At 66.3% G+C, this 12,352-nt stretch carries 10 protein-coding genes; 3 read left to right on the plus strand and 7 right to left on the minus strand.

The window, feature by feature from the left end; genetic code table 11:
• Positions 1–6: 6 nt before the first annotated feature.
• On the plus strand, positions 7–834 hold the full coding sequence (cysQ, locus tag ACQKQA_RS11085; protein ID WP_427556781.1) for a 3'(2'),5'-bisphosphate nucleotidase CysQ: 828 nt from the start codon (positions 7–9) through the stop codon (positions 832–834).
• A gap of 31 nt (positions 835–865) precedes the next feature.
• On the opposite strand, the gene ACQKQA_RS11090 is transcribed toward cysQ, so the two are convergent.
• From ACQKQA_RS11090 to rfbB, 7 genes are all read right to left on the minus strand, one after another.
• Complete coding sequence (locus ACQKQA_RS11090; RefSeq protein WP_427556784.1) at positions 866–1,321, minus strand: YiiD C-terminal domain-containing protein; 456 nt, start codon at positions 1,319–1,321, stop codon at positions 866–868.
• A 51-nt stretch (positions 1,322–1,372) separates the two neighbouring features.
• Complete coding sequence (locus ACQKQA_RS11095; protein ID WP_427556787.1) at positions 1,373–2,776, minus strand: sigma-54-dependent transcriptional regulator; 1,404 nt, start codon at positions 2,774–2,776, stop codon at positions 1,373–1,375.
• Positions 2,773–4,581, minus strand: a complete 1,809-nt coding sequence (locus ACQKQA_RS11100; protein ID WP_427556790.1) for a sensor histidine kinase — start codon at positions 4,579–4,581, stop codon at positions 2,773–2,775. The genes ACQKQA_RS11095 and ACQKQA_RS11100 overlap by 4 nt, the downstream gene beginning before the upstream one ends.
• An 86-nt stretch (positions 4,582–4,667) precedes the next feature.
• Positions 4,668–5,549: a dTDP-4-dehydrorhamnose reductase gene (gene rfbD / locus ACQKQA_RS11105; RefSeq protein WP_427556792.1), complete on the minus strand. Its 882-nt coding sequence runs from the start codon at positions 5,547–5,549 to the stop codon at positions 4,668–4,670.
• Positions 5,546–6,091 carry a dTDP-4-dehydrorhamnose 3,5-epimerase gene (gene rfbC, locus ACQKQA_RS11110; RefSeq protein ID WP_427556795.1) on the minus strand — a complete coding sequence of 182 codons (546 nt, stop codon included), beginning with the start codon at positions 6,089–6,091 and terminating at the stop codon, positions 5,546–5,548. The genes rfbD and rfbC overlap by 4 nt, the downstream gene beginning before the upstream one ends.
• The gene (rfbA, locus tag ACQKQA_RS11115) at positions 6,088–6,963 is read right to left on the minus strand and encodes a glucose-1-phosphate thymidylyltransferase RfbA (RefSeq protein ID WP_427556797.1); all 876 of its coding nucleotides are present in this window, start codon (positions 6,961–6,963) and stop codon (positions 6,088–6,090) included. Before rfbA ends, rfbC begins: the two co-directional genes overlap by 4 nt.
• Complete coding sequence (gene rfbB / locus ACQKQA_RS11120) at positions 6,960–8,042, minus strand: dTDP-glucose 4,6-dehydratase (RefSeq protein WP_427556799.1); 1,083 nt, start codon at positions 8,040–8,042, stop codon at positions 6,960–6,962. Before rfbB ends, rfbA begins: the two co-directional genes overlap by 4 nt.
• 212 nt (positions 8,043–8,254) lie before the next feature.
• On the opposite strand from rfbB, the gene ACQKQA_RS11125 reads away from it, so the two are divergent.
• Positions 8,255–11,167, plus strand: a complete 2,913-nt coding sequence (locus tag ACQKQA_RS11125; protein ID WP_427556802.1) for an aminotransferase — start codon at positions 8,255–8,257, stop codon at positions 11,165–11,167.
• A 302-nt stretch (positions 11,168–11,469) separates the two neighbouring features.
• Positions 11,470–12,348: an N-carbamoylputrescine amidase gene (aguB, locus tag ACQKQA_RS11130; RefSeq protein ID WP_427556804.1), complete on the plus strand. Its 879-nt coding sequence runs from the start codon at positions 11,470–11,472 to the stop codon at positions 12,346–12,348.
• The last annotated feature ends 4 nt before the right edge of the window (positions 12,349–12,352 follow it).

Genomic DNA, 12,352 nt, shown 5'->3' on the forward strand with positions numbered 1-12,352 from the left:
CCCTCCATGAACGTTCCCCACCCGTTGCTGGCCCCGGTGATCGACCTGGCCCTGAAGGCTGGCGAGGTCATCCTGCCGTTCTGGCGGGCCGATGTCGCCGTTACCAGCAAGGCCGATGAATCGCCGGTCACCGCCGCCGACCTGGCGGCCCACCATCTGATCGTGCAGGGCCTGACCGCGTTGGATCCGAGCATCCCGGTGCTCTCCGAAGAAGACGCCGATATCCCTCGCGAGGTGCGGGCCGGCTGGCAGCGCTGGTGGCTGGTGGACCCGCTGGACGGCACCAAGGAATTCATCTCCGGCAGCGAAGAGTTCACCGTCAATATCGCCCTGATCGAACAGGGCCGGGTGGTGTTCGGCGTGGTGTCGATGCCGACCAGCGGTCGCTGCTACTTCGGCGGTGCCGGCCTGGGTGCCTGGCGCGCCGATCAGGGCCAGGCGCCAGTGGCGATCCGGGTGCGGGACAGCCTGTCGGCTGGCGAAGCCTTCACCGTGGTCGCCAGTCGCCGGCACAGCAGCCCCGAGCAGGAGCGCCTGCTGGCCGGGCTGAGCGCGGCCCTGGGCGAGTTGCAGTTGGCGAACATCGGCAGCTCGCTGAAGTTCTGCCTGCTGGCCGAAGGCGCGGCGGATTGTTATCCGCGGCTGGCGCCGACTTCGCAGTGGGACACCGCGGCGGCGCAAGGGGTGTTGGAAGGGGCCGGAGGCGAGGTGCTGGACCTGGGCGGCGCACCGTTTCGCTACCCGGCGCGGGAGTCGCTGCTCAATGACTTCTTCCTGGCGCTGCCGGCCAAGGCAGCATGGCGTGGGCGCCTGCTGGAGCTGGCCCGAGGGTGATGCTTCTTGTAGCCGCTGCGGCTACAAGCATTCAGCGGTGCAACACGTACTGCCCGGTAAAGCGCACCGCGTCCTCATCGCTGCCCGCGTTCACCACCCGGGTGTGCAGGATCAGCCGGGCCCGGCCGTAGCGCTGGTACATGGCCACGAACCTGTGCCACACCTCTTCGCTCGGCGCCGGGCAAATGGCCGTGGCGTCGCCGGTCACCGGCAGCGGGTAATTGATCTGCCCTTCCTGGATCACGATATGCCCGTCGTCGATCCCGGCTTCTTTCAGCCGCAGGTGCAGCCAGCCCCAGCCGGCCAGTACCGCGCCGCAATACAGGCTGCCGCCGAACATGGTGCTCTTGTGGTTGACGTTGGCGTCCAGCGGCAAATGCAGGCGCAGTTCCTGGGCCTGCCAGTCGAGCACCTTCAGGCCCATGTCCCGCGTCAGGGGAATGTCGTGATGGAGAATGGATTCCAGGTAACGACTGTCGCGGTTCATGCAGGGCCTCGCTGATAAAGGTGGTACTTAAACAAGATTAGTCGGCGTCGCTCAATCGATATCGTCGCTGCCGGAACTGGCGCTGCTGTCGCCGAAGCTCAGGCCGTGTTTGCGCAGTTTGTCGTGCAGGGTCTTGCGGGGAATGCCCAGGGCTTCGGCCAGGCTGCGCAGCGAATTGTGGGAGCGTGCCAGCTCGGCGGCGATCAGGCTCTTTTCGAAGTTTTCCACCTGTTCGCTCAGGCCGCCCTCGATCACGGCCGGGGCCGGCTGCGAGGCACCGCCCTCCGGCGGGTTGTTGTCCAGGGCCAGTTCCAGGCCGAGGGCGAAGCGTTCGGCGGCGTTCTGCAGTTCGCGCACATTGCCCGGCCAGTTGTGGCGCAGCAGCAGGGCGCGTTGTCCCGGTTGCAGCTCGTGGGGCGGCAGGCCGTGGCGGGCGCTGGCCTCGTCGGCGAAATGCTGGAACAACAGCAGGGCGTCTTCGCCACGCTCGCGCAGCGGCGGGATCCGCAGCGGCGCGACATTCAGGCGGTAATACAGGTCGGCGCGGAAGCGCCCCTGGTCGGCCGCCTGGCGCAGGTCTTCCTTGGTGGCAGCGATGATGCGGATGTCCAGCGGGATCAGCTGATTGCCCCCCAGGCGCTCCACCACCCGTTCCTGCAGCATGCGCAGCAGCTTGACCTGGACATCCAGGCTCATGCTTTCGATTTCGTCGAGGAACAGCGTGCCGCCGTTGGCGAACTCGAACTTGCCGATGCGGCGTTTCTGCGCGCCGGTAAAGGCTCCCGGCTCGTGGCCGAACAGCTCGCTCTCGACCACCGACTCGGCCAGGGCGCCGGCGTTGATCGCCACGAACGGGCCGTTGCGCCGGCTCGACAGATCGTGCAGCGCCCGCGCCACCACTTCCTTGCCAGCCCCGGTCTCGCCGAGGATCAGCACGTCGGCCCGGGTCGCCGCCAGGGCGCCGATCTGCTCGCGCAAACGCAGCATCGGCGCCGACAGCCCCACCAGCCGCGCGCTGAGTTCCTGGCGGTCGCTCAGGGCCAGGCGCAGGCTGCGGTTGTCCAGTACCAGGCGGCGCAGGGCCAGGGCCCGGCGCACGCTGTCGAGCAGGGCGTCGCTGGCGAAGGGTTTCTCCAGGAAGTCATAGGCGCCGGCGCGCATCGCCTGCACCGCCAGCGGTACGTCGCCGTGGCCGGTGATCAGCAGTACCGGCAGTTCCGGGTCCTGGCCGTGCAATTCGCCGAGCAGTTCGAGGCCGTCCATGCCGGGCATGCGGATGTCGCTGACCACCACCCCCGGCCAGTCGCGTTCCAGGCGCGCGGCCAGGCCCTGGGCTTCGCCCAGCGGCAGGATCTTCAGCCCGGCCAGGTCCAGGGTCTGGCTCAGGGCCTGGCGCAGGTGCGGATCGTCGTCGATCAACACTACCTGCACGTCGCTGGTGATCGGTGTACTCATACGCTGCGGTCCTCGGACGGTTGCAGGCTCACTCCCGGCGCGCCGGCGCGCAGCCGCAGGGTAATCAGGGCGCCGCCTTCGCGGTGGTTGGAGAACGACAGTTCACCGCCAAAGGCGCGCATCAGGGTGTCGCAGATCGCCAGGCCCAGGCCAAGCCCCTGGGTGCGGGTCTTGGTGGTGTAGAAAGGCTCGCCGGCGCGGCCCAAAGCTTCCATGCAGAAGCCCGGACCATTGTCGCGAATGTACAGGTTGACGCCGCTGGCGGTGGATTCGGCACTCAGCCAGAGCCTGCGCGGCGGGCCCTTTTCGGTCAGGGCGTCCAGGGCGTTGGCCAGCAGGTTGCCGAGCACCTGGCGCAGGCGCGTTTCCCCGGCCTCGACCCACAGGGTGGCCGCCGGCAGGTCGCGGATCAGTTCCACCTCCATCGCCCGTCGGCGCTTGGCCAGCAGCGCCAGGGCATCGTCCAGCGCCGGTTGCAGGGCGACGCTTTCCGGCGCGTGGCGGTCGCGGCGGGCAAAGGCGCGCAGGTGGGCGATGATCGAGGCCATGCGTCCGGTCAGTTCGCTGATCAGCTTGAGGTTGCCGCGGGCGTCCTCGGTGCGCTGATGGTCCAGCAGCACGCCAGCGTTTTCCGCGTAGCTGCGGATCGCCGCCAGGGGCTGGTTGAGTTCATGGCTGATGCTCGCCGACATGGTGCCCAGGGCCGAGAGCTTGCCGGCCTGCACCAGGTCGTCCTGGGCGCGCACCAGCTCCTGCTGGGCGTGCTCGCGCTCCAGCACTTCCTGCTTGAGGCGGCGGTTGAGGCCTTCCAGGTCGCTGGTGCGTTCGGCCACGCGCATTTCCAGCTCGCGCCGGGCCTTGGCTTCGAAGGCGATGCGTTCCAGGTAATGGCGGCGCCGTTGCATCATCAGCCCGAGCAGCAGCATCAGCACCGCCAACGTGGCGCCACCCACCGCCATCACCGTGCGCACCGGGCGGTCGATCAGGGTGCGCGGGGCGAGGATGCTCACGCTCCAGCCGGTTTCGTCGATCTGCTGGGTCTGGGTCAGCCAGGCGCTGGAGTCGAGATTCAACGGCCGTGGATCGCGGGTCGGGTAGGGCTGGATGGCGACGATGGCCTTGCTTTCGTCTTCGCTCAGCGGGCGGGTCGAGCGAAAGCGCCACTCCGCCCGCGAGGTGAGGATCACCACGCCGTTGTGGTCGGTGACCACCAGCTGTTCGGGGGTTTTGCCCCAGAGGCTTTCGGTGTGGTCCAGGTCGACCTTGACCACCAGCACGCCGATGATCTTCTCCCGGTCGTGCACTGCGGCGGCGAAGAAATAACCGCGCTTGGCCGAGGTGGTGCCCAGGCCGAAGAAGCGTCCCAGGCGCCCGGCCATGGCTTCGCTGAAATACGGGCGAAAGGAAAAATTGCGGCCGACGAAACTGTCGTGCTTGTCCCAGTTGGAGGCCGCCAGGGTCTTGCCGGTGGTGTCCATCAGGTACATGACTTCGGCCCCGGTCTGGGTGCTGATGTGCTTGAGCAGGCGGTTGGCATTGCCCTGGGTCACGCCGTCGTCCGGCGCGCCGAGGACGGCGCGCAGCGCCGGCAGCTCGCCGAGGAGCTGCGGCAGCACTTCGTAGCGGTGCAGGGTGCCCAGCAGGTTGGCGACGTAGAGGTCCAGGGTCTGGCGATTCTGCCCCGCCAGCTCGCTGCGGTAGTAACGTTCGGCCAGATGCTCCAGCGGCCACAACAGCGGCGCCAGGCACAGGGCCAGCAACGCCAGGCTACGCCAGCGGGGGCGTCGGGGAAGAGGTGGAGTCATGGGGGATGCGCCTGTGGGTACAGACGCATTATGCCTAGGCTCTGTACGAAAAGTGGCCACGTTCGCCGACTTTTCGCACAGACCTCCTAGGCCTGGGCAGCCATACACTCGCGCAATGCGCTGCGCCACTCCGGCTGGACCACGCCCCACTCCCGCGCCAGGCGGCTGCAATCGAGGCGGGAGTTCAAGGGGCGCGGCGCGGGGGTCGGGTAGTCGCGGGAGGGAATCGCTTCCAGGGTGGCGCAGGCCTTGCCCTGGGCCAGCAGATGCTCGCCGATGGCCTGGGCGAAGCCGAACCAGGAGGTTTCACCGCCGGCGGTCAGGTGGTAGGTCCCCCATTCGCCGGGCTCGCCCGCCTGCCAGCGTTCGATCAGGGCGGCGGTGCTGGTGGCGATGGTGCTGGCCCAGGTCGGCGCGCCGATCTGGTCGGCCACCACGCGCAGGTGCGGCTTTTCCTGCAGCAGGCGTTGCATGGTCAGCAGGAAATTCTTCCCGGTGTTCGAGTAGACCCAACTGGTACGCAGGATCAGGTGCGCGCCGCCAATGGTGGCGATGGCCCGTTCGCCGGCCAGTTTGCTCTGGCCGTAGACGCTCAGCGGGTTGGGTTCATCGTCTTCGGTGTAGGGCGCGGGCTTACTGCCGTCGAAGACGTAGTCGGTGGAGTAGTGGATCAGCGGAATGCCCAGCGCCCGGGCTTCCTCGGCAAACACCCCGGGGGCGCTGGCGTTGATCGCGAAGGCCAGCTCCGGCTCGCTTTGCGCCTGGTCGACAGCGGTGTGGGCCGCCGCATTGATGATCAGTTGCGGGCGCAGGTTGCGCACCTGCTGGCGGATGGCATCCGGACGCGTCAGGTCGAGCCGCTCGCGCCCCGGCACGATCAACTCGTACTGGTTGCCCAGGCGCTGCTGTAGGGCCTGGGACACCTGGCCGTGCTGGCCGCTGATAAGGATCCTCAACTGGCCGCTCATGGGAACAGCTCGGCTTCGCCCAGCCACTTGCCGGCCTGGTCCTTGGCCGAGAGCTGCACGGGGCCGTCGAGCTGCCAGTCGATGGCCAGGGTCGGGTCGTCCCAGCGGATGCAGCGTTCGGACGCCGGCGTGTAGTAGTCGGTGGTCTTGTAGAGGAATTCGGCGTACTCGCTCAGCACCACGAAACCGTGGGCGAAACCTTCCGGCACCCACAGCTGGCGATGGTTGTCCGCGGACAGGCGCACCCCGGTCCATTGGCCGAAGTGCGGCGAGCTGCGGCGGATATCCACCGTGATGTCGAGCACTTCGCCGGCCACCACCCGCACCAGTTTTCCCTGGGTGTTGTCGATCTGGTAGTGCAGGCCGCGCAGCACGCCTTTCTGCGAGCGCGAGTGGTTGTCCTGGACGAACTGGGTGCGCACGCCGGTGGCGGCTTCGAACGCCTGGGCGTTGAAGCTCTCGTAGAAAAAACCGCGCTCATCGCCAAAGACCTTGGGTTCGATGATCAGCACGCCGGGCAGTTCGGTGGCCAGCACCTTCATGGCTTTTCTCCCGCCAGGCTGTAGAGGTATTGCCCGTAACCGGTCTTGCCGAAGTATTTGGCGTGGGCCAGCAGGTGCTCGCGATCTATCCAGCCCTGGTTGTAGGCGATCTCCTCGAGGCAGGCGACTTTCAGGCCCTGGCGGTGCTCGATGGTCTGCACATACTGCGAGGCTTCCAGCAGGCTGTCGTGGGTGCCGGTATCGAGCCAGGCGAAACCACGGCCGAAGCGTTCGACGCTGAGGTCGCCGCGTTGCAGGTAGGCATTGTTGACGTCGGTGATTTCCAGTTCACCCCGTGCCGAGGGCTTGACCGCCTTGGCGATGCTGACCACCGAGTTGTCGTAGAAATACAGCCCGGTGACGGCATAGCTGGACTTGGGGTGCTGGGGTTTTTCTTCGATCGACAGGGCGTTGCCCTGTTCGTCGAAGTCGATCACGCCAAAGCGCTGCGGGTCCTTGACCCAGTAGCCGAAGACGGTCGCTCCCGAGGCCTTCCTGGCGGCGTTTTGCAGCTTCTCGGTGAAGTGCTGGCCGTGGAAGATGTTGTCGCCGAGGATCAGGCACACCGGGTCCTCGCCAATGAATTCCTCGCCGATCAGGAACGCCTGCGCCAGGCCGTCCGGCGACGGTTGTTCGGCATAGCTGAAGCGCACCCCGAACTGACTGCCGTCGCCCAGCAGGTTGCGATACTGCGGCAGATCCTGGGGGGTGGAAATCAGCAGGATGTCCTTGATGCCGGCCAGCATCAGTACCGAGATCGGGTAATAGATCATCGGTTTGTCGTAGACCGGCAGCAGTTGCTTGGAAACCCCCAGGGTAATCGGGTGCAGGCGAGTGCCCGAGCCGCCCGCCAGAACGATACCTTTCATCATGCGATCAGATCCTTGAAGTCAGTGAAGCCCAGGCGTTGCCCTTGATAACTGCCGTCCTGCACGTGCTGGCACCACTCCAGGTTGTCCAGGTACCACTGCACGGTCTTGCGCAGGCCGCTGGCGAAGGTTTCTTGCGGCACCCAGCCCAGTTCCCGTTCGATCTTGCCGGCGTCGATGGCGTAGCGCAGGTCGTGGCCGGGGCGGTCCTGGACGAAGGTGATCAGGTCGGCATAGTGCTGCACGCCTGCGGGTTTCTGCGGGGCCAGTTCTTCCAGCAATTGGCAGATGCCGCGCACCACGTCGATGTTCTTCTGTTCGTTGTGGCCGCCGATGTTGTAGGTCTCGCCGACCACGCCTTCGGTCGCCACCTTGAGCAGGGCACGGGCGTGGTCTTCGACGAACAACCAGTCGCGTACTTGCAGGCCGTTGCCGTACACCGGCAGCGGTTTCCCGGCCAGGGCGTTGAGGATCACCAGCGGGATGAGTTTTTCCGGGAAGTGGAACGGCCCGTAGTTGTTCGAGCAGTTGGTGATCAGCACCGGCAGGCCGTAGGTGCGCTGCCAGGCGCGGACCAGATGGTCGGACGCAGCCTTGCTGGCGGAGTAGGGCGAGCTGGGGGCGTAGGGTGTGGTTTCGGTGAACAGGTCGTCGACGCCATGCAGGTCGCCGTACACCTCGTCGGTGGAAATATGGTGGAAGCGGAAGGCGCTCTTTTCTTCTGGCGGCAGGTTCTGCCAGTAGGCGCGCGTGGCTTCCAGCAGGCTGTAGGTGCCGACGATGTTGGTCTGGATGAAGGTCGACGGACCGTCGATGGAGCGGTCGACATGGGACTCGGCGGCCAGGTGCATGATCGCCTGGGGCTGGAAGCGTTCGAGCAGTGCGCTGACGGTGGCCTGGTCGACGATATCGGCCTGGACGAACTCGTAGCGGGTGTCGGTGGCGATGCTCGCGAGCGACTCCAGGTTGCCGGCGTAGGTCAGCTTGTCGAGGTTGAGCACTTCGTGCCCGGTGTCGTGGATCAGGTGGCGAATCAGCGCCGATCCGATGAAGCCGGCGCCGCCGGTAACGAGAATGCGCATAGTGCTAGGCCTTTTTCCCTAAGACGTGGAGTCGCAAATGGTGCATAGCTTGTCGGCAGCCAGCGGTCGCTGCAAGGGCCGCCGACGTCTGGTCCGGGTCTTTCTCTTCCTTGTGGCGAGAGAGCCCTGGTCGGCTGCCCGGGCTTGGGGGTTGCGTAACGCCTGTGGCAGTGGCGATATAAGCGTCTGACAATAATTCCAGGGGTCGTTCCATGTTGCTCGCCACGTTGATTCACCGCGCCAGTCTGCCCGGCCCGCAAGTCTCCCCGCAGCAGGCGCTGGAGTTGCTCGAGGTGCACTACGGCCTGAGCGGCACGCTGCAGTCGTTGGGCAGCCAGCAGGATCTCAACTACCGGCTCGACAGTGCCCAGGGGCGTTTTGTCCTGAAGATCTGCCGTGGCGACTACGCCGCCCTGGAACTGCAGGCCCAGCATGGGGCGCTCAAGCATCTTGGCGAACACCCTGAGCTGCACGTGCCCCGGGTCATCCCGGCGAAGAACGGCGCGGACCTGCTGTCCCTGGAGGTCGGCGGCCAGGCGGTGCATGTGCGCCTGCTCGACTATATCGAGGGCCAGCCCCTGACCCACCTTGCGCACCTGGGCCCCGAGCTGGCGGCCGGGTTCGGCCGGTTGTGCGGGCAGATGGACCTGGCCCTGGCGGACTTCCAGCACCCGGGCCTGGAACGCACCCTGCAGTGGGATGCGCGCCACGCCCAGGCCCTGATCGACCATCTGTTGCCGGTGATCGCCGACGAACAGCAGCGCCAGCTGATCGCCGAGGTGGCCGCCCAGGCCGAGCGTCGGGTGCAGCGCCTGGCCGGGCAGTTGCCGGTGCAGGCGATCCACCTGGACATCACCGACGACAACGTGGTCTGGCAGCGGGATGCCCAGCGCCACTGGCAAGTGCAGGGGGTGATCGATTTCGGCGACCTGGTCCGCACCTGGCGCATCACCGACCTGTCGGTGACCTGCGCGGCGCTGCTGCACCATGCCGAGGGCGATCCGTTCTGCATCCTGCCGGCGGTCCGCGCCTACCACGGGGTCAATCCGTTGCAGCAGGCCGAGCTGCTGGCGCTGTGGCCGCTGATCGTGGCCCGTGCCGCGGTGCTGGTGCTCAGCGGCGAACAGCAGGTGAGCATCGACCCGGGCAACCAGTACAGCCGCGACAACCTGAACCACGAATGGGAGATCTTCCGCGTCGCCACCTCGGTGTCGTTCGAATTGATGGAGGCGGCCATCCTCGGCGCGGTGGGACAGGCGCTGCCGGCTATCGCCAGCGAAGGTTTCGCGCCCTTGTTGCCGGGCCTGGTGGGGCGCGAGTTCGCCCTGATCGACCTGGGCGTGCTCAGCCCGCACTTCGAGGCCGGCAACTGGGAGCAGCCCGATATCGACGCGCAGCTGTTGCACCAGGCCGCGGCGGCCCATGGGCTGGCGGCCAGCCGTTACGGGCAATACCGCCTGTCCCGGACCCGTCCGGACAGTGCCGTCGAGCCGGACACCTTCCCGTTGCACGTGCACTTGCAGGTGCCGTCGGGCACCGCGGTCGAGGCGCCTTTTGCCGGGGTGCTGCACCACGCCGCCGACGGCTCGTTGCGCCTCGACGGCCCGCAGCTGAGCGTGCGCTTGTGGGGCGTCACGCCTTCGCTGCATGTCGGCGCGGCCCTGGTCAAAGGCCAGGTGCTGGGGGCGGTGGACGGTGGGCTCAAGGTGCAGCTGTGCCGTGGCGCGCAGCTCGATCCGCCGTTGTTCTGCACCCCTTCGCGGGCGATCGCCTGGCAGATGCTGTGTCCGTCGCCGGCGGCGCTGCTGGGCCTGGCCTGCGACGCCGAGCCGGAGCTGGACCCGCAGGCCCTGCTGGCTCGGCGCGACGCCAGCTTCGCCCGCATGCAGAAGCACTATTACGTCGACCCGCCGCGCATCGAGCGCGGCTGGCGCAACCACCTGATCGACATGCAGGGCCGCTCCTACCTGGACATGCTCAACAACGTCGCGGTGCTCGGCCACGGCCACCCGCGCATGGCGGCGGAGGCCAGCCGCCAGTGGTCGCTGCTCAACACCAACTCGCGCTTCCACTACGCGGCGATCGCCGAGTTTTCCGAGCGTTTGCTGGAACTGGCGCCGGAAGGCTTCGACCGGGTATTCCTGGTCAACAGCGGCAGCGAGGCCAACGACCTGGCGATCCGCCTGGCCTGGGCCTACAGCGGCGGGCGCGACATGCTCAGCGTGCTGGAGGCCTATCACGGCTGGACGGTGGGCGCGGACGCGGTTTCCACCTCGATCGCCGACAATCCCCAGGCCCTGAGCAGCCGTCCGGACTGGGTGCATCCGGTGACCGCGCCCAATACTTACCGCGGCGAGTTCCGCGGCCAGCACAGCACCCCGGACTACGTGCGCAGCGTCGAACAGCACCTGGCCGAACTGGCGGCGCAGCAGCGCCAACTGGCCGGTTTCATCTGTGAACCGGTGTATGGCAACGCTGGCGGCATCGCCCTGCCGCCGGGCTACCTGGAACAGGTCTACGCGCTGGTCCGCGCCCGGGGCGGGGTGTGCATCGCCGACGAGGTGCAGGTTGGCTACGGGCGCATGGGTGAGTTCTTCTGGGGCTTCGAAGAGCAGGGCGTGGTGCCGGACATCATCACCATGGCCAAGGGCATGGGCAACGGCCAGCCGCTGGGGGCGGTGATCACCCGCCGGGAGATCGCCGAGGCGCTGGAGGCCGAGGGTTATTTCTTCTCCTCGGCCGGCGGCAGCCCGGTGAGTTGCCGGATCGGCATGGCGGTGCTGGATGTCATGCGCGACGAAAAACTCTGGGAGAACGCCCAGGTGGTCGGCGCTCATTTCAAGCAGCGCCTCGAGGCCCTGATCGACCGCCATCCGCTGGTGGGCGCGGTGCATGGCTCGGGCTTCTACCTGGGCCTGGAGCTGGTCCGCGATCGCCAGACCCTGGAGCCGGCCACCGAGGAGACCGCGCTGCTGTGCGATCGCCTGCGGGAGCTGGGGGTTTTCATGCAACCCACCGGCGACTACCTGAACATCCTCAAGATCAAGCCGCCGATGGTCACCACGCGCCAGAGCGTCGACTTCTTCGTCGACATGCTGTCCAACGTGCTGGACGAGGGGCTCTAAGCCCCTCGATTTCCTCGCCTGCGGATCGCGAGCCAGCCTCAAGCTTGCGTAGGAGCGATGCTTGCTCGCGATAGCGCCGGAACAGACAACCTCACCCTCCAAGATGACCCGATAAATACCGATAACAATCGGTATTTATCGGGTTTTATTTTTGAATTTATATTTTTATGGCTTCTAAAGCCGATTTTTATCGGATATAAAGTCATCCCTGTCAGGACACGCCCGAGCGCGTCCGGCCTTGTCCTTTTCTGTCATCGACCGATGCCACCATCGGTCCTCTGCTGCTGCCCAGGAGATGATTCATGAGTCGTATCGTTACCGTCGCTGCAACCCAGATGGCCTGTTCCTGGGACCTCGAAGCCAATATCGAGACCGCCGAGAAGCTGGTCCGCGACGCCGCCGCCAAGGGCGCGCAGATCATCCTGATCCAGGAACTGTTCGAGGCCCCGTACTTCTGCCAGAAGCCGAACCCGGACTACCTGCAGTTGGCGACGCCGGTGGAGACCAACGCGGCCATCGCGCACTTCCAGAAAGTCGCCCGGGAGCTGCAGGTGGTGCTGCCGATCAGCTTCTATGAGCTGGCAGGGCGGGCGCGTTTCAACAGCATCGCGATCATCGACGCCGACGGCAGCAACCTCGGGATTTATCGTAAAAGCCACATCCCGGACGGCCCGGGCTACCACGAGAAGTACTACTTCAACCCGGGCGATACCGGCTTCAAGGTGTGGAACACCCGCTATGCGAAAATCGGCGTGGGCATCTGCTGGGACCAGTGGTTCCCCGAGTGCGCCCGCAGCATGGCGCTGCTGGGTGCTGAAATCCTGTTCTACCCGACCGCCATCGGCAGCGAGCCGCACGATGCGAGCATCTCGTCCCGCGACCACTGGCAGCGCGTGCAGCAAGGCCATGCCGGCGCCAACCTGATGCCGCTGATCGCCAGCAACCGCATCGGCAACGAAGAGCAGGACGGCTATGACATCACCTTCTACGGCTCGTCGTTCATCGCCAACCAGTTCGGCGAAAAAGTGCAGGAGCTGAACAAAACCGAAGAAGGTATCCTTGTGCATTCTTTCGACCTCGACGAGCTGGAGCACATTCGCAGCGCGTGGGGCTCGTTCCGTGACCGTCGTCCGAACCTGTACGGCGCGTTGAAAACCCTCGACGGTTCCCTGGAGTCCTGATCGA

It is taken from the genome of Pseudomonas sp. NPDC089530 (assembly GCF_050280705.1).
Taxonomy (GTDB): Bacteria; Pseudomonadota; Gammaproteobacteria; order Pseudomonadales; family Pseudomonadaceae; genus Aquipseudomonas.